Raw genomic sequence first — 22946 nt, 5'->3', positions numbered from 1 at the left:
CATCACCTAGATGAATGAGTCTTGCCGATTCGGACCGCGAACTCGTCGTTTCCGAACTGGACCGGGAGCCGACACGGGCGGAGGCGGCGCTGTTCGAGAACCTCTGGAGCGAGCACTGTGCGTACCGCTCCTCGCGACCGCTGCTGTCGGCCTTCGACAGCGAGGGCGAGAACGTCGTCATCGGGCCGGGCGACGACGCGGCAGTCGTCGCACTCCCCGACAGCGGCGACGACGAGGCCGGTGACACGTACATCACGATGGGGATCGAAAGCCACAACCACCCCTCCTACGTCGACCCGTTCGACGGCGCGGCGACCGGTGTCGGCGGCATCGTTCGGGACACGCTCTCGATGGGCGCGTACCCGATCGCGCTCGCGGACTCGCTGTACTTCGGCGAGTTCGACGACGACCACTCGAAGTACCTCTTCGAGGGCGTCGTCGAGGGGATCAGCCACTACGGCAACTGTATCGGCGTCCCCACCGTCGCCGGCAGCGTCGACTTCCACTCCAAATACGAGGGCAATCCGTTAGTCAACGTCGCCTGTGTTGGGCTGACGAACGAAGAGCGACTCGTCACCGCCGAGGCACAGGAGCCGGGTAACAAGCTCGTCCTCGTCGGTAACGCCACCGGTCGCGACGGACTCGGCGGCGCGAGCTTCGCCAGCGAGGACCTCGCCGAAGACGCCGAAACTGAAGACCGCCCTGCAGTGCAGGTTGGAGACCCCTACGCCGAGAAGCTGCTCATCGAGGCTAACGAGGCGCTCGTCGACGAGAACCTGATCGAATCGGCCCGCGACCTCGGTGCCGCCGGCCTCGGCGGTGCCTCGAGCGAAATGGTCGCCAAAGCCGACCTCGGCGCACGGATCGAACTCGAGCGTGTCCACCAGCGCGAGCCGAACATGAACGCCATGGAGATCCTGCTCGCCGAATCGCAGGAGCGAATGTGCTACGAGGTCGAGCCGGACAACGTCGACCGCGTACGCGAGATCGTCGAGCGGTTCGATCTCGGCTGTTCGGTCATCGGCGAGGTCACCGACGGCAACTACGTCTGTACGTTTGAGGGCGAGACGGTCGTCGACGTCGACGCCTACTTCCTCGGCGAGGGCGCGCCGATGAACGACCTCCCGACCGAGGACCTCGAGGAGCCAGAGACTGAGCTGCCGGATGTCGACCTCGAGGACGCGTTCGATGCCGTCGTCTCGAGTCCGAACACGGCCTCGAAGCGGTGGGTCTACCGCCAGTACGACCACGAAGTCGGCGTCCGCACGAGCGTGGGGCCGGGCGACGACGCGGCTATCATCGCCGTCCGCGAAGCCGAACAGGGCCTGGCGATCTCCTCGGGTGCGGCACCCAACTGGACCGACGTCGCGCCCTACGAGGGTGCCCGCGCGGTCGCACTCGAGAACGCGACGAACATCGCGGCCAAAGGCGCGACGCCACTGGCCGCAGTGAACTGCCTCAACGGCGGTAATCCGGAGAAGCCTGACGTCTACGGTGGCTTTACTGGTATCGTCGATGGCCTCGCAGAGATGTGTGAGACGCTGTCGACGCCGATCGTCGGCGGCAACGTCTCGCTGTACAACGACTCCGTCGCGGGGCCGATTCCGCCGACGCCGACGCTGGCGATGGTCGGTGCCAAAGACGGCTACGACGCGCCGCCGCTGTCGGTCGACGCCGACGGCGACCTGGTGCTCGTCGGCGACCTCGGACTCGAGGCAGGCGACCTCGGCCTCGGCGGCTCCGAGTATCTCGCACAGTTCGACGGCAGCGACGGGTTCCCCGAACTGCCCGACGAACCCACCAGCTTCGTCGAAACGCTGGCCGCAGTCGCAGACGACGACACGACGCTGGCCGTCCACGACGTCAGCCACGGCGGTCTCGCCGTTTCCCTCGCCGAGATGGTCACCGACGACGCCGGCCTCGAGGTCTCGCTTCCGGGGGAGGACCCCGCGAGCGAACTCTTCTACGAGCAGCCCGGTCGCGCACTGATCCAGACCGACTCGGTCGAGACAGTCCGCGAGGCGTTCGACGGCGTCGCGCCGGTCGTCAAACTCGGCGCTGCGACCGACGACGGGCGACTCACGATCGACGTTGGCGACCGAACGATCGAAACCGACGCAACCGAGATCAGCGAGCAACGCGCGACGATCGGACGCGAACTCGAGTAACGGTCGAGATCGGCAGGCCCGGGCGTTCCGTCGATTGCCCGGAATATTGATATACTGGCGGGACGATTCGTTCATCGAACGGACAGTTCCGGAGCACGTTCGATGACTACTGAGACACCGTCCATTCTGATCGTCGAAGACGAACCCGACCTCGCGGCCCTCTATACCGCGTGGCTCGAGGATGAGTACGATGTCGAGACTGCGACCCGTGGCACTGCTGCGCTCGATGCGATCGACGACACGATCGATATCGTCTTGCTCGATCGGCGGATGCCAGATCTGTCGGGCGATACTGTCCTCGAGACCGTCCGAGAGCGATCGCTCGGCTGTCAGGTCGCGATGGTGACGGCGATCGAGCCAGATTTCGACATCGTCGAGCTGGGGTTCGACGACTACCTCGTCAAACCGGTCTCCCAGGGCGAACTCACCGACGTTATCGAGCAACTCCGCCTTCGTGCGACTTACGACGAGCAGCTCCAGGAGTTGTTCATGCTCGCGTCGAAGAAAGCGCTGCTCGACGAGCGAAAGACGGAGGCCGAGCGGCAGTCCAGCCAGGGGTACGCCGAACTCACGGATCGATTGGCCGTCCGCCGTGCCCGGGTCGACGAGACGGTGACGGAACTGCTGGAACGGGACGGATACCGACAGGTCTGTCAGGACATCGCCCGCGATTCTCTCGTCGACAAGTAGAGGCTACGAGAGACGGCGCTCGAGGGTCGTGATATCTCGGATTTCGATCCGCGTGCCGCCGTTGTGGCCGTTCGTGACGGTAGACGTCCAGTCGTGGGCTTCGGCGATGGCACGGACGAGTGCGAGGCCGAGCCCGTCGATCGCGGTCTCGTCGTCGGCGGTCGGATCGAGAACACGGTCGTGTGCGGTTGGCGGGATTTCAGCGGCGTCATCGAGCATAAAAAAGCCGCGCGTGCCGTCGTCGTCGAAGCCGACCAACCCGATCTGAATCGTCACGTCGTCGTCGGCCCGCGCGGCGGCGCTGTCGAAGGCTGTCTCGAGGAGGTGGACGAATCGGTCAGAGTCGGCCCGGAGCGTGGCTGTCGCGTCGACGACGAGCGCGTCCTCGTCGACGCGAGAGTCGCTGACGGCGTCGGCGATCGCCGACGCGAGGTCGATCCGGCTTCGGGGGCCGACGGCGGTCGCGTTTCGGGCGAACTCGCGGACGTCGTCGACGAGGCGTTCGGCCCGATCGAGCGTGGTTTCGACGGTGTTCTCCGCGAGGGGAAACTCCCACTCGTCGGCATCGTCGTCCTCGATCGCGTCGGCGACCGCGTCGAGTTGGTGCTGGAGGTCGCTCGAGAGGATGTCCGCGACGGCTTCGAGGCGTTCGGTCTGGCGCTCGAGTTCGGCGGTCCGGTCTCTGAGAACCCGTTCCCGGTCGGCCCGGTCGAGGGCGGCGCGCGTGTTCTCGACGAGCGTTGAGATGAGATCGACGTCGGTCTCGTCGAACCGGTGGGGATCGAACGAGCCGGTCATGAGCACGCCGTGGGTGCCGATGGGCGCGATGATCTCCGAGCGAAGCGGCGTGTCGGGATCGTAGAGTTCGTCCGTCGCATCGAGGTCGTCGAACAGTTCGATGTCGCCGGCCTCGAAGACATCCCAGACGACACTCTCGCCGGGATTGAACCGGGGGAGACCGCCGAACTCGTCGTGGGCACCGGCAGTGCCGGCGACCGGCTCGAGATAGCCGTGTTCCCCCTCGAGCAGCCAGATGCCGCTGATGGGCAGATCGAGCAGGTCGCTGCCCGAGTGAACGGCGATCGCACAGATCTCCTCGGGGTCGTCGGAGCCGAGAAGCCACCGGGTGACCTCGTGAAGCGACGTGACGACGCGGTCGTACTCGTGTTGCTCGGTGATATCGCGGATGACGGCGGCGACGGTCGCCGTGTTGTCTTCGATGGGAACGAACCGAACCTCGCCCATCCGGTCGTCACCGTCGGGTCCGGTGTAGGGCAACTCGAGCTGGCGGCGGTCGGCGGTGCCGATGTCGACGTCGGTGATCGCCCGCCCGATCTCGACGGCGTGGTCGTCGTCGATTCCAGCCAGCTCGGTCAGCGTCTCGACGTGCTCGCCGACGAGCTGTGAGCGGTCCGCGCCGATGACCGATTCAGTCGCGCCGTTGACGGTGACGATTTCGCGGTTGCGATCGAGCGTGACGACGGCATCGCGGATCGCCTCAACGACCGCGGCGTGTTGGGCCAGCGTCGTCTCTTGAGCCTTGCGCTCGCTGACGTCGCGCATATAGACCGAGAGGCCGGTCTCGGAGGGGTAGGCACGGGCTTCGAACCACGTCTCGAGGTGGGTGTGATAGATCTCGAAGGAAACCGGCACCTGTTCGTCCATCGCGCGGTGGAACCCGTCGGGGAACTGCGTCTCGACGGTCTGGGGGAACTCGTCCCACATGACCCGACCGATCAACTCCTCGCGGGAGCGTTTCAGCAGCGTCTCGGCCCGCTCGTTGAGATACGTGAACCGAAAGCCGGTATCGAGCGCGAAGAATGCGTCGGTGACGCGATCGACGATCGGGACGGAGCGCGTCGTCACGGCGCGACACCTCCGGCACCCGTTCGATTCGGCCCCGTCCCGCGCTCGAGACGCCCTTCTCCCACAGTCGTTGATACCATCGACGGACAGTCAGCCCATTGTTTGTGAACCCCCTATTTTAGTGTCGTGGCTGCAGGGCGCTCTGTACTGTGTCCAACAGGTCTGTTCGAATATAATAGCGAGTCAGCGCTGTGCTTTCTGAGAACGGGCGCGACGAATGCTTCGCGTCCGATTCATACGGGCTCCTGTCAGTGGGTGCCAGTGGGACCGCGACCCGTACTGCGGGCCCACCGGGACATCGTGACAGCAGACCGTATCAGGCGTGGTCCGCGACGAACGCCTCGATCCGATTCAGTGCTCTCCGGAGGTCTTCGAGGCCGGTCGCATAGGAGACCCGCAGGTGACCCTCGCCGACATCGCCGAAGACATCGCCGGGGACGACCGCGACGCCCTGTTCGCGAAGGACTTCCTCGGCGAACTCCTCGGCGGTGAACCCTTCGGGCACCTCGGGGAAGCAGTAGAACGCACCCTTGGCCTCGAAGACGTCCATCCCGATCTCACGAAACCGCGAGAGGACGAACCGCCGCCGGCGGTCGTATTCCTCGACCATCTCTTCGACGTCGTTGTCACAGGAGTCGAGCGCCTCGAGTGCGGCGTACTGGGCCGTCGTCGGGGCCGAGAGCATCGTGTACTGGTGGATCTTGTTCATCGCACCGATCGCGTCTGCCGGTCCGAGTGCGTAGCCCAGTCGGAGGCCGGTCATCGCGTGGGCCTTCGAGAAGCCGTTGAAGACGATGGTGCGTTCGCGCATCCCCTCGAGGCTCGCGATAGAGGTGTGCTCGCCGTCGTAGGTGAGTTCGGCGTAGATCTCGTCCGAGAAGACCGTCAGGTCGTGTTCGCGGGCGAACTCGGCGATCGGCTCTAAGTCCTCCTCGGGCATGATCGCCCCCGTCGGGTTGTTGGGATAACAGAGGACGAGCACGTCGGCGTCGGCCGCGCCGGCCTCCTCGAGCCCCTCGACGGTGAGCCGAAAGTCGTCTTCCTCTCTGGTTGGGACCGGCAACACCTCGCCGCCGGCGAAGATCACGCCGGGCTCGTAGGAGATGTACGCCGGCTGGGCGATCGCGACCGTGTCGCCGGGGTTGACGAACGCCCGGAAAGCCAGATCGACAGCCTCGCTGGCGCCGGCGGTGACGATGATCTCCTCGTCGGGATCGTAGCCCAGGTCAAACCGGTCGGCGACGTAGTCGGCGATCGCCTCGCGGAGTTCGCGCTTGCCCCGGTTTGCCGTATACGAGGTCTTACCCTGCTCTAAGGACGTGATCGCGGCGTCGCGGGCTGCCCACGGCGTCGCGAAGTCGGGTTCGCCGACACCAAGCGAAATGACCTCGTCGCGTTCCTCGGCGATTTCGAAGAACCGGCGGATGCCCGACGGCGGGACCGCCTGCACCCGGTCTGACAGTTCGAACGTCATTGTCAGGGTGAATAGGAGAGGCGGTCGTCGTCCTCGCCGTCACCGAGTTCGATCCCGTTTTCCTTGTAGGAAGTCATCACGTAGTGGGTGACCGTCTGGGTGATCTCGGGGACAGGCGCGACCTTTTCGCTGATGAACTGGGAAACCTCGCGGATAGAGTCGCCCTCGACTTCCATGTCGAAGTCGTAGTCACCGCTGACCAGTCGCAACGCCGTGACTTGCGGGAACCGTGCGAGGCGCTCTGCGATGTCGTCGTAGCCCGTCTCGCGGTCGAGACGGACGTTCAACTCGACCTCGGCGCGGACGCGCTCGTCCTCGAGCCGATCCCAGTCGACGACCGCCTGGTAGCCACGTACCAGACCTGCTGCCTCGAGTTCCTCGATGGCTGCCTCGACCTCGTCTTCCTCGAGGTCGGTCATTCGCGCGATATCGGCCGCCGAGTATCGCGCGTTCTCACGAAGCAACTCGAGCACCTCGCGTTCGCTCATATCCCTTCGAAGCGCGAGCGCGAGTAAAGGTCTAACGTTCTTGTCGCGTTCGTTGCACCGACGAGAGGTTGCGTTCCCGCGTCACTGCTCGCCTTGATGAGACAAAAATAGGACAGTACTCGTTGCCGAGGGATCAGCGGTAGTTCTTGAACAGCAACGCCCGCACGTCGTCTTTCGTCTGGACCTGTTCGGTCGAGCCGTCGGGGAGGTCGACGGCATATCGGTAGTCAGCCGAACTCGACTCTTGCCACTTGTCGTCGTGGGTCTCGAGCAGGCTCATCATCTCGTCTAACATGTCGTCGTCGTCGGCCGAGCCATCCCCGCTGTTGCTGTCGTCGTCACTGTCCGAATCGGCGTCTCCACCCGTCCCCGGCACGGTCTCGTCGGGTGCGCCCGACTCGTCAGCCGATCCGTCGTCCACGTCATCCGTCTCCGAGTCGCTCCCTGCGGATTCGCCGTCGGCCGTCTCCGGCTCAGTCACCGTTGGCTCGCGGTCGGCGTCGGCATCGTCGTCCAGTCGATCGTCGGTCGCTGCCGTTGCCGTCTCGTCTTCGATGTACGAGACTTCCGCGAGTTCGTGTGGATCGTCGTCGCCGTCGATGGCAGCGCCGACGGAGGCCGCGACGTCGTCGGTCGCCGAGGAGTCGAACTCGTCGGCGTCGAGTTCGACCTCGCCGTCGAGATTGTCGATCAGAAACTGGACGGCATCGCGTTCGCGGACGAAGCCGTATTTGCCGACGACGGATTCGGAGATCTCCTCGCGGAGGTGCTGGATGAAGGCGTACTGTTCGTCGGTGACCTCGAGCGTCTTCATACCTCGTCGATGATCCTGAAGGTACAAATATGTGAGTCGTCGCACCCTGTGGCTCGGTGGCAGGAGGCCGGTCTCGAGGCGATGGATCCGTTGAGACGAGCCGGAATGGTCGAGCACCGAATTCAAGTGCTGTGGGTTGACATATTCAGTCAGCTATGGACGATGTGCTCGAACTCGTCGATCTCGTCGCCGATTCGGAGCTCGAAGGCGTATTCGTCTGGCTGCTTCGGCTGGTCGGGGTGGTCGCGGTGGTGGCCGGCCTTGGACTCTGGTTGCTGACCGACATGGGGATACTCGTCTTGCCGCTTGTCCTGATCGTCGTCGGGATCGCCCTGCTCGTCGTTCCAAGCGTTCTCCTCTCGATCGCTGAACTGTTCGGCTAGCACAGGTCCGCCGACCCGTCGGCTATGCGCCGATTTACGGTTGGGGAGATGTCGCAGGACTGTCAGGAACGAGAGGGGACCTCTTTTCGTCCCGTCAGCGTGTCGGGATCGTGGCTGAAAAAGTGGAACGTGACCTCGTCTCGCGGTCGTTCGAAGATGTCGACGTGCGGGATCTCAATCGCCCACATCCCCTGAACCGCACTGGATTCGTACGGTTTGTCCTCGATATCATCGAGCGTACCCGTTGCAATGACGCTTTCCCACTTGCCATCGGATCTCCCGTAGACGACGAACGAGACGGGCTGGTCGATGAGGTCGCTCTTCCGGCTGTCTTCGGGCGTCGACAGCTGATAGTACAACAGTTTCTCATCCGCGTTGTAGCCGTAGGACACCGGTATCGAAACCGGCGGCTCGTCTGACCCGGTGGCAAACGAGAGGACGCCCGTCCCACCGCGACCGAGGAAGTCTGCGATCTCGTCGTCGCTCATCTGGAGCCAGCGCAACCCTTGCATATCCCGGTTGACGAGCCGAGCGCAAAAAATACGCTGTCACGACGACCCTGACTGTCAGCACAGGCTGTCTATCTGGCTGCCAAACCAGATGACGGGCACGACCAGCGATGAGCAGCCAGCCAGTCACGCCCTGCTCTCCGTCAGCGGTCGCTCGAGCCAGCCACACCGAGCGGGAGCGTTAAGGACGAACGACCCGAACGATCTGGCATGGTCCTGAAGGAATCCGAATCGGAACTCGAGGCCGGCGACGTCGCCCCCGAGTTCGAACTCGAGGGTGTCGACGAGAACACCCACTCGCTCGCGTCGTTTGCCGACAACGAGGCGCTGTTAGTCGTCTTTACGTGCAATCACTGTCCGTACGCACAGGCGAAGTTCGACCTGCTGAACGACCTCTCGGCGGAGTACGACGATGTCGCGGTCGTCGGGATCAATCCGAACGACGCCGACGAATATCCCGACGACTCGTTCGAGGCGATGCAGACGTACGTCGACGACGGAACGATCGAGTACGACGCCTATCTCCGCGACGAGAGCCAGGATGTTGCCCGGGCGTATGGTGCGGTCTGCACGCCAGATCCGTTCCTCTTTGCCCGGTCGGACGGCGAGTTCCGACTGGTCTATCACGGTCGCCTCGACGACGCGCTGAACCCCGACGACGAGCCGACCCGGTTCCACATTCGCGAGGCGATCGACGCCGTCCTGGCCGGCGAAGCGGTCGATCTCGAGTGGCAGCCCTCGCAGGGCTGTTCGATCAAGTGGAAAGACGAGTAGAGACGAGCTGACTGTCTCGACGGGCAACCGGTCGGCAGATCGATTTTAATGGTGGCCGTGGGAGCCCGAGTCGTGAGCCATCAGCCACGCGGAAACCAACTCCGCGAGACGCTCGAGGCCGGCGACGTCGCGCTCGGCGTCCTCGAGAGCACGTACAGTCCGACGATCGTCGAACTCTACGCAGCGCTCGGCGTCGACTTCGTCTGGATCGACCTCGAGCACGGCGGGCCGAGTCCGTGGGACGCCGACCGGCTCGAGGGGCTGCTTCGGGCGGTCGACGGTACCGAGACGGAACTACTGGTTCGCGTCCCCGACACCGATCCGGCGCTCGTCCGCAAGGCACTGGACGCCGGCGTCCGGAACGTGTTCCTTCCACGTGTCGGCAGCGCCGAGGAACTCGAGCGCGCGGTCCGTGCGGGTCGGTTCGAGTACGACGGCGATCCCGGCCGGCGCGGGCTCGCGAACCCCCGTGCGAGCCGCTGGGGGCTCGCCGACGACTACGTGACGACCGAAGACGAGTCGGTCGTCGTCGGCGTGACAGTCGAGACCCAATCAGCGCTCGACGACCTCGAGGACATTCTCGAAGTACCGGAACTCGGTTTCGTCTTCATCGGGCCGCTCGACCTCTCGGTCTCACTGGGGCATCCAGGCGAGTTCGATCATCCCGAGGTCGAGGAAGCCGTCGAGACGATCCGATCGGCAGCCCTCGAGGCGGATGTCCCGGTCGGCGGGCTCGGATTCGGAATGGACGACGTCAACGAGAAGGCACAGCAGGGGTATCAGTTGCTGAACATCGGCACGACCACGGGCGCGTTGCAGTCGGCAGTGACGGGGTGGTTAGACGACTACGACGGTAGATGAGCGCTTGAGAGGGCGGCTAACCTGACCTGATTCGATTACCGATTGGCGGCTCGGCGGTACTGAACTGGCCACTGTGCTGTGATGTCGTCCGGATCGCGCTCGAGTTCGCCAGCAGCGCGGAGCCCGAAGTACGGATCGCGCAAGAACTCCCGGCCGACGAGCACGATGTCGGCGCGACCGTTGCGAACCAGCGCGTCGGCCTGTTCGGGTTCGGTGATGCCGCCGACCGCGCCGACGGCGACGTCGGCCCCCCTGCGGACGCGTTCGGCCAGTGGCACCTGGAAGTTCGGACCGCCGGGGACGGCCTGTTCGGGGTGGAGGCCGCCGGAGCTGACGTCGACCAGATCGACACCGAGGGGTGCGAGGTCGTCGGCCAGCCGCATGGAGTGTTCGATAGTCCACGATTCGCGGTCTGCGAGCCAGTCGGTGCCGGAAATGCGGACGAAAAGCGGCTTGTCGTCGGGCCAGACCGAACGGACTGCGGTGACGACCTCGCGGAGCAGTCGCGTGCGGTCCTCGAAACTGCCGCCGTAGTCGTCCGTCCGGCGGTTCGTGACCGGCGAAAGGAACTCGTGGAGCAGATAGCCGTGGGCCGCGTGCACCTCGGCAATCTCGAAGCCGGCTGCAAGCGAGCGCTCGGCCGCGGCACGGTAGGCGTCGATCACGCCCTGTATGTCGTCCGCGTCGGCCTTGCACAGTGCCGGTCGGTCGCCGTCGAACGGCGGATAGGCATTCGGAGACGGTGAGAGCACTTCCCACCCTCCTTCGTCGGGCTGTTTCGGCACGTTGCCGTCCCACGGCCGCGTTTTGCTCGCCTTGTGACCCGCGTGAGCGAGTTGGATTCCCGGCACGGACCCCTGCTCGCGGATAAACTCGGTAATCGGCTCGAGCGCTGCCGCGTGCTCGTCGCTCCAGATCCCGAGGTCGTGGGGTGTGATACGACCGCGTGGCTCAACGGCGGTTGCCTCGGTCATGACGATGCCAGCACCGCCGACGGCACGGCTCCCGAGGTGAACCCGATGCCAGTCGGTCGCCAGGCCGTCGGGCTCACAGGAGTACTGACACATCGGTGAGACGGCGATGCGATTCGGAATCTCCGTTTCGCGCAGCGACAACGGGGAGAGCAAGTCGGCCATCGGCTGGAAATACCCTCGGCAGAGAGAAAACAGCCCTGGTGGGGGAGGGGATTGCCGGCTCGAGCCCCTATCTCGCCACCACATCACGTTATCCCGCTCGCGCTCCCAGCACTGGTATGACCACGAGGACAGCACTGCTCGAGCGCTTCGGCGCCGACCGGCCCGTCGTCGGCATGGTCCACCTCCCGGCGCTGCCCGGCGCGCCTGAATTCGACGGCGACCGCGACGCCGTCCGCGCTCGTGCGCTCGCGGACGCACGCCGGCTTTCCGACGGCGGAATCGACGGGATCATCCTCGAGAACTTCGGAGATTCCCCGTTCTATCCGGATGACGTATCGAAACACGTCGTTGCAGAGATGACAGCGATTGCGACGACCGTGACCGACGCCGTCGACGTGCCGGTCGGCATCAACGTGCTTCGTAACGACGCCGAGGCAGCGCTGTCGATCGCCGCAGCCGTCGATGCCGCGTTCGTCCGCGTCAACGTCCACGTCGGTACCGCCGCGACGGATCAGGGTGTGCTCGAGGGCCGCGCCCACGAAACGCTTCGGCTCCGTGATCGGCTTGCAACCGATGTCGCAATCCTCGCGGACGTCCACGTCAAACACGCGACGCCAGTCGGCGAGCGACCGATCGACCGGACAGCGCTCGAGACGGTCGAGCGCGGTCGGGCAGACGGCGTGATCGTCTCCGGACCAGGAACGGGCGTCGAAACGCCGCTTGCAGATGTCGAGCGCGTTTCCGATGAGCTGACAGCACACGGCCACGATCGGACTCCGGTGTTTGTCGGCAGCGGGGTGACGACCGAGACCGTCGGCGACTGTCTCGAAGCGGGTGCAGACGGCGTCATCGTCGGCACTGCGCTTAAAGACGGCGGGGAGACGACCGCGCCAGTCGCCAGCGAGCGCGTCGCAGACCTCGTGGCAGCCGCTCGAGCGGCAGGTCCGGATGACCGCTGATACTGAAACGTCAGATCCCAAGCATCAGCGGCCCGATCAAGACACCCATCAGATGGACGCGCCGAGCTCGCAGCCGAACCGGAACCAGCCCGATCGCGGTCGCGACGAGAAAGATCGCAATGCCGACCACGCCGGTAAACAGGAACGAGAGCACGAGAAGCACTGCGAGAACGGCAGCCGACACCTGCCAGTAGGGGAGCCGCCCGACGAACTCGAGATAGGCGTCCCCGACGACCAGGATGAGCGCGAAGCCGACGAGTCCCGCGAGCAAGACGGCAGCAAGCAGGATCGGTATCTCGAGTGGCACGCCCAGACTGTCGACGGCGACCAGCACGCCGGTTCGGGGCTGGCCGATGGCGACCAGCGCGAAAAGCGCGAAAACCGTGTTGGCCGTGTCGACGCCGCTGGTCGCGACGATGTACCCCCGGTCACTGGCTTCCGCCGGGACGACGACCAGCACCGCGACGGCGGCGATCGCAGCCGTGATACCGGGCAGGTAGCCGACTGCAGCACCCGCGAGCGTGCCGGCGACCGCCGTCCCCCCGAGGAGTCCGCGCGACATTGTGATCTCGAGGCCGTCCTGCCGGGGGATCCCGCTCCCGCGAACCGCGTCGATCAACACCGGTGCCCCGAAGAGGCCGGCAAACAGCGGCGCGAGGGTGCCGCCCACCTCGAGCGGCGCTGCCGGCGAGAGATCCAGGGTGAGTGCGCCGAGTCCGGTGGCCAGCCCGAACGAGAGCAGGCCACCCAGGCGGCTTCGCCACGTCGGCTCCGAGGCGAGTAACGCGACCACGATCGTTGCGAGGAGCACCGATAGATGGGCCCGCAGCGTCGGGTAGACGACGGTCACGGCGCGAGTCACAGGGACAGCAAGCGGGACCGCAGCGAGGACGGCGAGGACGCTCCCGAGTGCGGAGAGTCTGATCGCTTCGGGGCCACGTCCCTCGAGGACCAGTCGGTGACCCGGCAACGCGGTGACGGCCATCTCCGCGTCGGGAACGCCGAGCGCCATCGCCGGGACGGCGTTCAGGAAGGTGTGGACGACGCCGGCGGCGAGCATCGCACAGCCGACGAACAGCGGCGGGCCGGGGACTGACGGAGCGATTCCTGCCAGCACGAGTGCGAAGTTGTTGGCGTGTAGTCCCGGGACGAGCCCGCTACAGGTCCCACACAGCGAGCCGGCGAGGACCCACGCGAGCAACTGCAGCGTCAGCGCCGGCTCAACGACGACCTCCACTGGGGCAGCCATTGGCGGCTCTGGCCGCGCCTTCACTCATATACTCTCGGCTCGCCGTGGAGCGTGAGCCGTCGGCGCCGCTCCACTGCGGCGTCGCCACTCATCCGCGAGCGCAAGAAAAATCGGGGTGTGCAACTCGTCGAAACCGGATCGACGGAGCGGTTATCCGAAGAGTTCGCCGAGGCCTTCACCGCTGGCGTCTTCCTCTTCTTCCTCGTCTTCGTCCGTCGTGTCCGGCACGTCGCTGGTCTCTTCAGCGTCGTCGTCGTCGTCGTCGCCACCTTCCGCAGCTGCGGCACCGCCTGCGGCGGCTCCGCCAGCGGGGACGGCAGCGGCTTCTTCGACGGCCTCGTCGATGTCGACGTCCTCGAGCGCGGCGACGAGCGCCTTGACGCGGGACTCTTCGACGTCGACGCCGGCGGCGTCGAGCACGTTCGTGAGGTTGTCTTCGTTGATCTCTTCGTCCGATTCGTTCAGGATGAGTGCAGCGTATACGTATTCCATTGGTGTATCCTCCGTGAGTCGTTATCCGAACATTTCGCCGAGACCTGCCGCGCCGTCGCCGTCGTCTTCGTCGTCATCATCGTCGGCGTCGGCCTCGTCGGTCTCAGCCTCGTCTTCGGTCTGGTCGTCTGCCGATTCGTCCTCGTCGTCGGCTGCCGCCGGAGCGGCCGCCTCGACGCCCTGAAGCTCCTCAGGGAGTGCCTCCTCGTCGTCGATCTGGGTCGCGAGCGCACGCAGCTGTGCGTCGGCCTTGCTGACGAGGTCGGGCATGAGGGCTTCGTCCTCGATCGCGGCCTGCAGGCCGAGGCTCTTGGCCTCGCCCGTGGCCTTGGCGATGAGCGTCGGTGCGGTCGCCGCGGTCGGGAACGTCGCGTTGATCGAGAGGTTCTGGGCGCGAGCAGCGGCCGTCGACACGTCGCTCCGGTAGGCCTCGACGTCGATGTCGAGGTCTGCGGGGTCGAACAGGACGCCGTCAGCGATGACGGCGCGCAGGTCGAGTCCGACTTCCTTGGGCTCGATGCCCAACTCGTTGAGGACGTTCGACAGATCCGCAGAGACTTCCTCGCCGGCCTCTAAGACCGTCGAGTCCTCCATAACCTGGATCGAACCCTCTTCGATGCGTGCGTTCGCGCCGATGCTCTGGAGTTCGCCGACGAACGGTCCCGGGTCGACACCGGTGTCCCCTTCAGGGATCACGATGTCGTTGGGCGCGACCTCGCCCTCGTTGATCGGAGCGGGCGTCTTCGACGCCTCGAGCTCCTTGTACAGCGAGAACGGGTTCTCGTTCGTGCCGACGATGCCGACCTGTCCCTCGATGTGCTCGACGAGGTCGCCGAGGCCGGCGTCCTCGAGCGCGCGCGTCTGCAGGGTGTTGCGGCTGACGCGCAACTCGGCGGTGCCGTGCAGGTCGCGGCGCATGTCCTGAAGCTGCTTCGAAGGAATGCCGGCGATGCCGACGATGCCGACGCTCTCGTACTCGCTGATGATCTCGGCGAGTTCGTCGACTTCCTCTTTCTTCCACTGGGGAAGGTTCTCGGTTTTGCGTTCAGCCTGTGCGCTCATTCTAGGCCACCTCCACGGACGGCCCCATCGTCGTCTTCACGTAGACGGCGTCGATGTTCTGGGGCCCCTTCTCGAGGTCGGCGTGCAGGCGACGCAGGATGACGTCGATATTGTCGGCGATCGACTCGGCATCCATGTCTTCGGCGCCGACGAGGGTGTGGAATGTTCGTCGGTCGCCGGAGCGAAGCTGCACGGTGTTTTTGAGCCGGTTGACGGTTTCGACGACGTCGTCGTCGGGTGCGAGCGGGTCCGGCATCTTCCCTCGGGGACCGAGAATGGTACCCAGGTGCCGGGCGATGTCTTGCATCATCGCCTCTTCGGCGATGAAGAAGTCCGTCTCGTCGGCCATGTCCTTGGCCTCGTCGTCGTCCAGATCGGCTACGTCGTCGCCCGAGAGGACCTCGTCCGCTGCCTCTTCGGCACGGACTGCGGTTTCTCCCTCGGCGATGACGACGATGCGAGTTTCCTGTCCGGTTCCGGACGGAAGGACGATCGACTCGTCAACGCGGTTCGACGGTTCGTTCAGGTCTAAGTCGCGCAGATTGATCGCGAGGTCGACCGTCTCGGTAAAGTTCCGATTGGGCGAATCCTCGAGTGCGCGGGCTACTGCTGTTTCAATATCCGAATCTGCCATCGTTCACCTCCGTAGTACGCAGGAGTGCTCCTACGGGTCAGTGAAACAGGCGATGCCTGTCTCCGTTGAACCAAGTGTCATCGCAGACTTAAACCCGTCGAACTACCCGCGATCCTGGTATGTGACCGCGCGTCTCACCACAACACGGTCGCTCCTCACAACACCGAATGGTATGTCACCCTGATTATCAAAAGTTCTATTATAAGATCTCGTGTAATATACGTCGATGTGGCCATTAGAATTATATACTAGGGTTGGGCAGCCGGCTTCGGATTCGACCGGCACGCTGTCCGTCGCCGACGGCGCGCTCGCGGCGTATCGATCACTCGAGCCGTTCGTCCGGGTTGGTATCCAGTTCGTCGTCGCCGTGCTCGTCACGATGATCGTGCTCGGATTGCTCCATAGCCATGGGAGCAAAGCGGTCCGAAAATCGCGCCAGAGTCCGGTGATCTCGGTCGGGATCGGGTTCCCGAGTCTGCTCGTCGTCAGCGCGCTCGCGGGAACGGGCTATCTCATCGTCGACACCAGTGTCGGGGTGTTCTTCGGTATCCCGCTGGTCATTCTCGGAGCGACAGTCATTCCAGTGGTGCTGGCGATCGGGCTCACCGCGATCGGCTGTACGATCGCCTCACGGCTCGGAAGCGACCGGCTGTGGGTCGGCATCGTCGTCGGCGCGCTCGTGAGCGGGCTCGCCGGGCTGGCGCTACCGGCGACCGTCGCCATTGCTGGGCTCGCCGGTGCGCTCGGTCTCGGTGCGGGGGTTCGCGTGCTGTTTGGCGGCGCTGGGACGGCACGACCTGACGAGCGAACCGTTCCACCTGCGAACAAGATCTAGTTCTGGCGCGCTCGAGCTGCGATCGGCCTCCCTGAACCTGCACTGACGAGGGGTGGCTACAATATTGTCAGTACGGTGGAAGAAACTGTCCCGGTACCAACGCTGATAGCGGCATCGAATGAGGGTGCCATCACAAAGAAGACGCGGGCACCCGCGTACCGAAACGGTATCTCAGATTATGCGTCGGCTGCAAGCACGTCGTCGTACTCACCGCTGTCGACGCGCTCTTTGAACTCGCGAGCGTCGTTGCCTTCGATGGTGACGCCCATCGAGGCACAGGTGCCGACGACTTCCTTCGCGGCGTTGATCGTGTCGTACGCGAGCAGATCGGGGTGTTTCTGCTCGGCGATCTTCTTGACTTGATCGACGGAGAGGTCCGCGACGAAGTCCTCTTGGGGCTCGCCGCTGCCGGTTTCGAAGCCGGCTTCGTCCTTGACAAGCGCCGCCGTCGGTGGCACACCGACGTCGATCTCGAAGGAGCCGTCGTCCTCGTAGTCGACGGTGACGGGGACTTCGGTCCCGTCGAACGCCTCGGTCTGATCGTTGATCTCCTGTACGACAGCCTGCACGTCGACGGGGGTCGGTCCGAGCTCGGGACCGAGCGGCGGGCCAGGGTTGGCCTGGCCACCCGGAACGAGCACTTCGATGGTTCCAGCCATACCCGTCACAACCCGTGCGCGAGTTTTAAGGGTTGCTAATTCAGCCAATCATCGCCTGTGACCGTCTGTCGTACCCGCTCGGCTACTCGACGCTGTCGGCTCGCCACGTCGCGAACGACTCGAGGACGTCGTCCTCGTCGAACCGCTCGATGCAGGGCACGTCGTAGGGATGCTGTTCTTCGACGTATGCGACGAGGTCGTCGTAGACGTCGTCGGTCGTCTTCACGAAGAGGATCACTTCGTCATCGTGGTGGACCTCACCCTCTCAGCGGTACGTCGAGGTCGTCTCGACCCGGTTGACGCAGGCGGCGAGTCGCTCCGCGACGAGCGTTTCGGCGAGCTCGTCGGCTGCCTCGAGTGGGGCTGTAATGTAGACCGTTGGCATAACAGCGGCTACGCTCGAGCCGGGAAAAAGGATACTACCACGACGTGCGGGCGACGACCGTCGCGTGGCCCGATCGTTAGCTATCGGATTCGTCGACCGGATTGAACGTGCCGTTGATGTCCCACTCGTGGAGGCAGTGTGGATTACCAACCTGTTTCTCGCCGTCTTCGCGGGCAAGTTGCCACGCTTCGAGCTCTTCGTCCCAGACTTCGGCGCGGTCGCATACTTCACAGACTCGCGCGGTCGGTGTTCGTACCTGTGCGCTCATTACCCACCCGTGGGAACTCGACACATATAACAGTATTCGTGTGCGGCAAGCGAAGCCCCGTCGCTCGCGCTTGGTAATTGTAGCAGGAATCAGAGCTCATGCGATCGCGCACGCCAGAAGACATCACGTACGCGTCTCCGGTCGGACAACCGAGCGTCCGGCAGTTCAGTACACGGCGTCTTTGATCTCGTCGCGGAGTTGCTCGAACTGCTCGAGATACTCCCGCCGTTCGGCGCGGAGGTCCGAAAGCGCCTCGTCGTAGTCCTCGACGTGGTCCGGCACGTAGAACTCCTCGATGTCGATGCCAGGTACGGTTTCGGGGATCGTCAGCCCCATCTCCTCGTCGTCGGTCCACTCGATGGTGCCGCGAGCGGTCTCGGTGAGAATCGTCACGGACTCGGTGACACCGATGTCCTGGGACTTCTGGCCGAGATATCCCGTGTTGATCACGTAACAGTCGACGTCGAGAATGTCGATCAGTTCGTGGAAGATGTTGCCCTCTTCACCTTCAGAGCCGATGATGAAGGGGTTGGTCCCGACGACGCGGATCGACTCGCCGGCCCGCGACGGATCGCCCGCACTGGTCTCGATCGACTCGCCGAGCATGAATGCGACGGCGGCCTGCTCTTCGTTGAGCTTGGCGACCGGCGGCATCAGGGGGTTGCGCGTAATGAAGAAGACCTGATCCATGCTGCCGAGGTCGATCTCCTCGTCGGCGCTCTCGAGTTCGTCACGCTGGATGATCGCCCGAGAGTTCGAGGTATAGCGGTCCTCGTCGAAGTGGACGGTGCCGTCGTCGTCGACCGCGACGTTCTCGAGGATGGCCGACTCGTCGGTTGCAGCTTCGTAGAGTTCGGGCTGTTCGTCCTCGCCGAGGCCGATCGTCTTGATGAACAGTCCCTGTCCCTCGCTGCCGGCGACGGAGCCGTCCGAGAGCAGCCCACAGACGTCGTCCTGGAGCATGGACGCGTCTTCGGGGTCCTCGAGCCAGCAGCCGTGGGAGGTCAGCGTGGACTTGCCGGTCGCGGACAGGCCCATGAACACCTGACCGACGGTCTGGAGCTCGTCGTTTTCGTTGCGGACGCGGACGCGCTTGCTGCCCGCGTGGAGACCGAGGCCGCCCTGCTGTTTGATCCGATACATGAACAGCCGCAGGAACGATTTCTTGGCCTCACCGGTGTAGTCGCTGCCCAGCACGGCGGTAAAGCCGGTGTCGGGCAGGACGCGAATCGCAGTCTCGTCGTAGTCGGGCAGCTGGACGGTGTAGAGATCGGGGTCCGCCCCGTCGGCGGGCTCGAAGAGGTTCGCCCACGCGTAGGCGATCCGAGCGTGCTCGACGGGAACGAACAGACGACAGCAGAAGGACGCGTCCGGATGGCGGCCCATCAGCCGGTCGACACAGACCAGTTCGACGTCGGAAGCCAGATCGACGGCGTCGTCGATCAGTTCCTGATCGTGGTCGGTGAACTCGTGGTCGATGGCGTTTTTCGTCCGATCGGAACTCCGCGACCGAAACTCGCTGACGTACGACGGCGACCCGAACTCGGTCGTCGTCTCGTCGGGTTTGGCAAGTTCACGCAGCTCCTCAAGCGACGGGTTGTACCGGACGTTCGACGCTGCCGCTGGATCGGGAAGTTGCCGGACCAGCGGACGAGACTCCGTCCCGGTTTCAGACATACACATAAACCACCACCAGCCTGATAGATAAACGTGAGGATTTCTCTCTTTGTGTGGCATGGCGTACCCAGTGACGAGGTGACGTACGGTGCGTAGACCCTGAGTAGCCGGCAATACTCTGATTGGCACACCCCTATGACACAGGCTCCGTGACTCCCTGTCACAAGTATTCAGATACGAGATAATTCTGAACTCACCTGTGTCGGTTTTCTTACTAGATTGGGGCTCGTTAGCTGTTCATGACTGTCCACTCACGCCTCGATATCCCCTCGCCGTCAGCGATTGTGCCGTGCGTCTGCTCGGTGTCTGACCCGTGCCGTCCGGCAGTATCACATCTGGTATTCCCGGGAAAAGTCACAAGAGGGTGGTTCGAGTTGCCGAGGGCATGGAGTACGGTCTCGACATCGGGCCAGCAGCGATTCGCGCCGCCACCGACGACGGTGACGGCCCGACGATCGATTCGGTCCCGCCGATCGTGCTGCCGGTCGACGACGACACGCTTGCAGCGGCTGAACTCGCAGCGGAGAGCGACACCGTCCAGGTCGACGAAACGACGTATGCGGTCGGGACGGCAGCCCAGAACGCCGCAGAGACGACCGAGGGGGAACCCCAGTCACTGTTCGTAGACGGTATGCTTGCTGGGGATGTCCCTGCAGATGCGCTGCCCCTTCTGGACGCGCTCGTCGACGACGCCATCGGGGACGCGACCGACGGTCGACTTTGTTATACGACGGTGGGAACGCCGGTTGATACGGCAGCGCCGACCGACACCCACCACGAGGCCGTAACAGCAGCACTGACCGATCGCGACGTCGAACCAAGGCCGATCAGCAAGGGGTTCGCCGTCATCTACGATCAGTTTGCAGCCGACAACTACACCGGGCTCGGCGTCTGTCTCGAGGCCCAGACGACCAGTGCTACGGTGGCGTACTACGGCGTGCCGGCGGTTGCCGTTTCGATCGCGAAGGGCCACGAGTGGATCGTCGACCGCGTGGCCGCCGACACCGATCACGCGCCACCACAGGTGGCCAGTACACTCGAGGACCTGACGCTCGACCCCGACGTGGCAGCAGGCGGGCTCGAGAGCGCCCTCGCCGAGGCCTACGACGACCTCGTGGCCGAGTTGATCGACGCGATCCGAGCGGAAGCCGACGAGACCGATGTCCAGCGGGGGCTGTCCATCCCAGTCGCGATCGCGGGCGACGGGGCGATCGAGGGCCTCGAGTTCCTCGTCGGAGGGCGTTTCGATGCGGCGACGGTCCCGTTCTCGGTCCGAGACGTTCGACTCGCGGACACGCCCGCTGAGAGCGCCGTCAGGGGCGCGCTCGCGGCCGCGCGAGACGACGTCAAGGCCGACGAAGCGATAACCAGACCCGAACTCGCTGGAGCCGACACGTCCCCGCCCGACGCGAAATCGGCTCTCGAGGGCGGATCACCTACGAATACGGCACTCTCCTTCGACGAATTCGAAGCCGCCGACGCGGACCCCGATCCCACGGACGACGCTATCGACCAGCTGTTCGACCGACTTGCCAATCGCGATGACGAGATCCAGTCCGTCCGCGAGGATCTCGAGGCGCTGTTCGAGGACCTCGAGTACGTCGACGCCCAGACAGCCGCTGCCGAAGACGTCGCCGCACTCGACGACCGGCTCGAGTCGTTCGCCGACGACCTGGCCGAGCTCGAGGCCGAAAGCGAGACCCACGCTACCGAAACGGTCGTTGCGAGTCTCGACGACGACATTGAGCGGCTCTCCGACGACCTCGAGGCCCTGTCGGACGCGTTCGACGCGCTCGAGGCCGATGTCGACGACGTCGACGAAACGCTCACCGAAGTCGAGGCGACAGCAGCCGACGAGCGATCCACGCTCGACGATCGACTCGTCGAGTTGGCTGCCGATCTCGAGACCGTCACCGATCGGGCGGCGACGATCGACGAGGCACTCAACGAGGTCCGGACAGAGGTCGACGACCTCGCGGTGGCCGCCGCGACCGAAGCGTCACTCGAGACACTCGAGGGAACCGTCTCGGAGCTCACAGACGAGATCACGGATCTCGAGCAAGCCCTCGAGCAGCGCGAGGCGCGACTCGACGGCGTCGCTGGCCGGCTCGAAGAACTGCGGACGCGCCTCGACGGCGTTGCTGGCCGACTCGCGGAACACGTCGAGCGGACCGACGCACGGTTCGAGACAGTCGAGACGACGCTCGACGAGGAACTCGGCGCTATCGACGACGAACTGGACACGGTCCGCGAGACGTTCGACACCCGCATAGAGGATGAGATAACGGAGCTCGAGGCGGCACTCGACGACGTTGACGGGACGATTTCGGCGATCGAAACGCAACTGGATGACCTCACGGCGCGCGCAGCCAGCACGGAGACGGTCGACAGCCTCGCGACGGATCTCGAGACGGTTGAAGCGGACATCCGCGGACTCGAGTCCTCGGTCGACTCGCTCGAAGACACACTCGAGGAGCGGATCGACGAAACCGTCACCGACATCGATGCCCGTCTCGAGTCGGCGACGAGCGCGCTTGACAACGATTTCGCGGCGCTCGAGTCGATGGTCGAACGGAGCGATGCCGAATCGGTCACGGACGACGAGCTGGATACGCTGCGTGACGCGCTCGCCAACGCCGAGGACGAGATCGATGACCTCGTGACGACGCTCGAGACGGTCGGTGACCGGCTCGACGACGTGGAAACGACGTTCGCGGCAGACCTCACTGCGCTCGAAGCCGACCTCGAGCGCGAAACGGACGCGCTTGCCGAGACGATGTCGGCGATCGATGAGCGCGTCGACGAGACCGAGCACCGGCTCAACGACCACGACGACCGTCACGATGAGGCTGAGAACCGACTAACCGATCACGCCGAGCGTCTTGACGAAACCGCGAATCGGCTGGACGACCACGACGAACGAGTCGTGGAGACAACGAACCGACTCGACGATCATACCGACCGACTCGATGAGGTCGCGCATCGATTGGACGATCACAGTGACCGCATCGAAGCGGTCGATGATGCGGCGAGCGAGGCTGCCGTGACCGCGATCGAAGCCGACGTCTCGACCGTCGCCGATCGACTCGAGTCGCTTCGGACGGATCACGACGACCTCGCGCAGGCTGTCGACTCCAGTCCCGACGAATCGGCGGTCGAGGCGCTCGACTCCGAACTCGACGCACTGGATGGACGGCTGGCTACGATTGCTGACGAACACTCTGCGCTCGAGCAGCGTCTCAGCACGATCGACACACGGCTCGGCGATATCGAGACACAGGGTGACCGAGACGAAGAGTTCGAGGCGCTTCGGAGCGAACTCGACACCGTGCGGGCAGACACGAGCGCGACGCCGGGGCTTCTGTCGTCGATCGCCGCTGGCGGTGGTGCTGCGGGTGTCGTCGCCGGAGCCGTTGCCGTGCTCGTCGGCAGTGCCGCGACCGGCGCGGGGGCGGTCATCGTCGGTCTCGTCTTGCTCGGCGTCGCGATGACCGTCGCTCGCTGACGCGGCGTTACGGATCGGTTCAGAAGGGGGCTGGCGGCGCTCGAGCGAGTGACAGCGA

Annotated in this window: 21 protein-coding genes and 1 pseudogene; 8 read left to right on the top strand and 14 right to left on the bottom strand. The window is 64.6% G+C overall.

The genetic code is table 11. The features are described from left to right. The first annotated feature begins 14 nt into the window (after positions 1 to 14). Together purL and ACERI1_RS03780 are read left to right on the top strand one after the other, a co-directional pair. Positions 15 to 2168, top strand: coding sequence for a phosphoribosylformylglycinamidine synthase subunit PurL (gene purL, locus ACERI1_RS03785; protein ID WP_373616698.1), 2154 nt, complete (start codon positions 15 to 17; stop codon positions 2166 to 2168). A 102-nt stretch (positions 2169 to 2270) separates the two neighbouring features. Beyond that, a complete protein-coding gene (locus tag ACERI1_RS03780) occupies positions 2271 to 2858 on the top strand; it encodes a response regulator (RefSeq protein ID WP_373616697.1) in 588 nt (195 codons plus the stop codon). Positions 2859 to 2861: 3 nt separating this feature from the next. Here the strand turns inward: ACERI1_RS03780 and ACERI1_RS03775 are convergent, their stop codons facing one another. The 4 genes from ACERI1_RS03775 to ACERI1_RS03760 all read right to left on the bottom strand — a co-directional run bounded on the left by ACERI1_RS03775 (position 2862) and on the right by ACERI1_RS03760 (position 7500). After that, positions 2862 to 4724 (bottom strand): PAS domain-containing protein, encoded by a 1863-nt coding sequence (locus tag ACERI1_RS03775; protein WP_373616696.1) that lies wholly within the window; start codon positions 4722 to 4724, stop codon positions 2862 to 2864. Between the two features lie 316 nt (positions 4725 to 5040). Beyond that, entirely contained in the window at positions 5041 to 6198 is a 1158-nt protein-coding gene (locus tag ACERI1_RS03770; protein WP_373616695.1) for a pyridoxal phosphate-dependent aminotransferase, read from the bottom strand. Positions 6199 to 6200: 2 nt separating this feature from the next. Next, positions 6201 to 6686 carry an Lrp/AsnC family transcriptional regulator gene (locus ACERI1_RS03765; RefSeq protein ID WP_373616694.1) on the bottom strand — a complete coding sequence of 162 codons (486 nt, stop codon included), beginning with the start codon at positions 6684 to 6686 and terminating at the stop codon, positions 6201 to 6203. Positions 6687 to 6819: 133 nt separating this feature from the next. Next, a complete protein-coding gene (locus ACERI1_RS03760; RefSeq protein ID WP_373616693.1) occupies positions 6820 to 7500 on the bottom strand; it encodes a hypothetical protein in 681 nt (226 codons plus the stop codon). Between the two features lie 155 nt (positions 7501 to 7655). Here ACERI1_RS03760 and ACERI1_RS03755 point away from each other — a divergent pair, with 155 nt between their 5' ends. Beyond that, a complete protein-coding gene (locus tag ACERI1_RS03755; protein WP_373616692.1) occupies positions 7656 to 7883 on the top strand; it encodes a hypothetical protein in 228 nt (75 codons plus the stop codon). A 62-nt stretch (positions 7884 to 7945) separates the two neighbouring features. On the opposite strand, the gene ACERI1_RS03750 is transcribed toward ACERI1_RS03755, so the two are convergent. Beyond that, positions 7946 to 8395 (bottom strand): pyridoxamine 5'-phosphate oxidase family protein, encoded by a 450-nt coding sequence (locus tag ACERI1_RS03750; RefSeq protein ID WP_373616691.1) that lies wholly within the window; start codon positions 8393 to 8395, stop codon positions 7946 to 7948. A 207-nt stretch (positions 8396 to 8602) separates the two neighbouring features. On the opposite strand from ACERI1_RS03750, the gene ACERI1_RS03745 reads away from it, so the two are divergent. Further along, positions 8603 to 9166, top strand: coding sequence for a thioredoxin family protein (locus ACERI1_RS03745; RefSeq protein ID WP_373616690.1), 564 nt, complete (start codon positions 8603 to 8605; stop codon positions 9164 to 9166). Positions 9167 to 9238: 72 nt separating this feature from the next. Then, positions 9239 to 10027 carry an HpcH/HpaI aldolase/citrate lyase family protein gene (locus ACERI1_RS03740; RefSeq protein WP_373616689.1) on the top strand — a complete coding sequence of 263 codons (789 nt, stop codon included), beginning with the start codon at positions 9239 to 9241 and terminating at the stop codon, positions 10025 to 10027. A gap of 35 nt (positions 10028 to 10062) precedes the next feature. Here the strand turns inward: ACERI1_RS03740 and ACERI1_RS03735 are convergent, their stop codons facing one another. Continuing rightward, positions 10063 to 11163: an NADH:flavin oxidoreductase/NADH oxidase gene (locus tag ACERI1_RS03735; RefSeq protein WP_373616688.1), complete on the bottom strand. Its 1101-nt coding sequence runs from the start codon at positions 11161 to 11163 to the stop codon at positions 10063 to 10065. 116 nt (positions 11164 to 11279) lie between these two features. On the opposite strand from ACERI1_RS03735, the gene ACERI1_RS03730 reads away from it, so the two are divergent. Then, a complete protein-coding gene (locus tag ACERI1_RS03730) occupies positions 11280 to 12122 on the top strand; it encodes a BtpA/SgcQ family protein (protein ID WP_373616687.1) in 843 nt (280 codons plus the stop codon). Positions 12123 to 12132: 10 nt separating this feature from the next. Here the strand turns inward: ACERI1_RS03730 and ACERI1_RS03725 are convergent, their stop codons facing one another. The 4 genes from ACERI1_RS03725 to ACERI1_RS03710 all read right to left on the bottom strand — a co-directional run bounded on the left by ACERI1_RS03725 (position 12133) and on the right by ACERI1_RS03710 (position 15559). Then, positions 12133 to 13371, bottom strand: a complete 1239-nt coding sequence (locus ACERI1_RS03725; RefSeq protein ID WP_373616686.1) for a tripartite tricarboxylate transporter permease — start codon at positions 13369 to 13371, stop codon at positions 12133 to 12135. A gap of 150 nt (positions 13372 to 13521) precedes the next feature. Next, positions 13522 to 13863, bottom strand: coding sequence for a 50S ribosomal protein P1 (gene rpl12p / locus ACERI1_RS03720; RefSeq protein WP_373616685.1), 342 nt, complete (start codon positions 13861 to 13863; stop codon positions 13522 to 13524). Between the two features lie 21 nt (positions 13864 to 13884). Next, the gene (locus ACERI1_RS03715; RefSeq protein WP_373616684.1) at positions 13885 to 14925 is read right to left on the bottom strand and encodes a 50S ribosomal protein L10; all 1041 of its coding nucleotides are present in this window, start codon (positions 14923 to 14925) and stop codon (positions 13885 to 13887) included. 1 nt (position 14926) lies between these two features. Continuing rightward, the gene (locus tag ACERI1_RS03710) at positions 14927 to 15559 is read right to left on the bottom strand and encodes a 50S ribosomal protein L1 (protein ID WP_373616683.1); all 633 of its coding nucleotides are present in this window, start codon (positions 15557 to 15559) and stop codon (positions 14927 to 14929) included. 226 nt (positions 15560 to 15785) lie between these two features. Between ACERI1_RS03710 and ACERI1_RS03705 the strand changes: the two genes are divergently transcribed. After that, positions 15786 to 16394 (top strand): hypothetical protein, encoded by a 609-nt coding sequence (locus ACERI1_RS03705; protein ID WP_373616682.1) that lies wholly within the window; start codon positions 15786 to 15788, stop codon positions 16392 to 16394. 176 nt (positions 16395 to 16570) lie between these two features. On the opposite strand, the gene ACERI1_RS03700 is transcribed toward ACERI1_RS03705, so the two are convergent. From ACERI1_RS03700 to ACERI1_RS03685, 4 genes and pseudogenes are all read right to left on the bottom strand, one after another. Further along, the gene (locus ACERI1_RS03700; RefSeq protein WP_092933124.1) at positions 16571 to 17053 is read right to left on the bottom strand and encodes a 50S ribosomal protein L11; all 483 of its coding nucleotides are present in this window, start codon (positions 17051 to 17053) and stop codon (positions 16571 to 16573) included. A gap of 82 nt (positions 17054 to 17135) precedes the next feature. Continuing rightward, positions 17136 to 17438, bottom strand: a pseudogene (cutA, locus tag ACERI1_RS03695) (divalent-cation tolerance protein CutA). A gap of 76 nt (positions 17439 to 17514) precedes the next feature. After that, entirely contained in the window at positions 17515 to 17706 is a 192-nt protein-coding gene (locus ACERI1_RS03690; RefSeq protein WP_373616681.1) for an HEWD family protein, read from the bottom strand. A 165-nt stretch (positions 17707 to 17871) separates the two neighbouring features. After that, positions 17872 to 19383, bottom strand: a complete 1512-nt coding sequence (locus ACERI1_RS03685; protein ID WP_373616680.1) for a phosphoenolpyruvate carboxykinase (ATP) — start codon at positions 19381 to 19383, stop codon at positions 17872 to 17874. 385 nt (positions 19384 to 19768) lie between these two features. Here ACERI1_RS03685 and ACERI1_RS03680 point away from each other — a divergent pair, with 385 nt between their 5' ends. Then, a complete protein-coding gene (locus ACERI1_RS03680; protein WP_373616679.1) occupies positions 19769 to 22888 on the top strand; it encodes a chromosome segregation ATPase in 3120 nt (1039 codons plus the stop codon). Positions 22889 to 22946: the final 58 nt, after the last annotated feature.

This window comes from Natrinema sp. HArc-T2 (assembly GCF_041821085.1).
Taxonomy (GTDB): domain Archaea; phylum Halobacteriota; class Halobacteria; order Halobacteriales; family Natrialbaceae; genus Natrinema.
The sequence above is the reverse complement of the archived record's forward strand: the minus strand, read 5'-3'. Positions and strand labels throughout refer to the sequence as shown.

Bases quoted from the DNA above. Each gene is read 5' to 3' on its own strand.
- rpl12p (WP_373616685.1), bottom strand. From the start codon at position 13,863: ATGGAATACGTATACGCTGCACTCATCCTGAACGAATCGGACGAAGAG.
- ACERI1_RS03760 (WP_373616693.1), bottom strand. From the start codon at position 7,500: ATGAAGACGCTCGAGGTCACCGACGAACAGTACGCCTTCATCCAGCAC.
- ACERI1_RS03745 (WP_373616690.1), top strand. From the start codon at position 8,603: ATGGTCCTGAAGGAATCCGAATCGGAACTCGAGGCCGGCGACGTCGCC.
- ACERI1_RS03750 (WP_373616691.1), bottom strand. From the start codon at position 8,395: ATGCAAGGGTTGCGCTGGCTCCAGATGAGCGACGACGAGATCGCAGAC.
- ACERI1_RS03685 (WP_373616680.1), bottom strand. From the start codon at position 19,383: ATGTCTGAAACCGGGACGGAGTCTCGTCCGCTGGTCCGGCAACTTCCC.
- ACERI1_RS03735 (WP_373616688.1), bottom strand. From the start codon at position 11,163: ATGGCCGACTTGCTCTCCCCGTTGTCGCTGCGCGAAACGGAGATTCCG.
- ACERI1_RS03730 (WP_373616687.1), top strand. From the start codon at position 11,280: ATGACCACGAGGACAGCACTGCTCGAGCGCTTCGGCGCCGACCGGCCC.
- purL (WP_373616698.1), top strand. From the start codon at position 15: ATGAGTCTTGCCGATTCGGACCGCGAACTCGTCGTTTCCGAACTGGAC.
- ACERI1_RS03780 (WP_373616697.1), top strand. From the start codon at position 2,271: ATGACTACTGAGACACCGTCCATTCTGATCGTCGAAGACGAACCCGAC.
- ACERI1_RS03770 (WP_373616695.1), bottom strand. From the start codon at position 6,198: ATGACGTTCGAACTGTCAGACCGGGTGCAGGCGGTCCCGCCGTCGGGC.
- ACERI1_RS03680 (WP_373616679.1), top strand. From the start codon at position 19,769: ATGGAGTACGGTCTCGACATCGGGCCAGCAGCGATTCGCGCCGCCACC.
- ACERI1_RS03700 (WP_092933124.1), bottom strand. From the start codon at position 17,053: ATGGCTGGAACCATCGAAGTGCTCGTTCCGGGTGGCCAGGCCAACCCT.
- ACERI1_RS03690 (WP_373616681.1), bottom strand. From the start codon at position 17,706: ATGAGCGCACAGGTACGAACACCGACCGCGCGAGTCTGTGAAGTATGC.
- ACERI1_RS03765 (WP_373616694.1), bottom strand. From the start codon at position 6,686: ATGAGCGAACGCGAGGTGCTCGAGTTGCTTCGTGAGAACGCGCGATAC.
- ACERI1_RS03705 (WP_373616682.1), top strand. From the start codon at position 15,786: ATGTGGCCATTAGAATTATATACTAGGGTTGGGCAGCCGGCTTCGGAT.
- ACERI1_RS03710 (WP_373616683.1), bottom strand. From the start codon at position 15,559: ATGGCAGATTCGGATATTGAAACAGCAGTAGCCCGCGCACTCGAGGAT.
- ACERI1_RS03725 (WP_373616686.1), bottom strand. From the start codon at position 13,371: ATGGCTGCCCCAGTGGAGGTCGTCGTTGAGCCGGCGCTGACGCTGCAG.
- ACERI1_RS03755 (WP_373616692.1), top strand. From the start codon at position 7,656: ATGGACGATGTGCTCGAACTCGTCGATCTCGTCGCCGATTCGGAGCTC.
- ACERI1_RS03715 (WP_373616684.1), bottom strand. From the start codon at position 14,925: ATGAGCGCACAGGCTGAACGCAAAACCGAGAACCTTCCCCAGTGGAAG.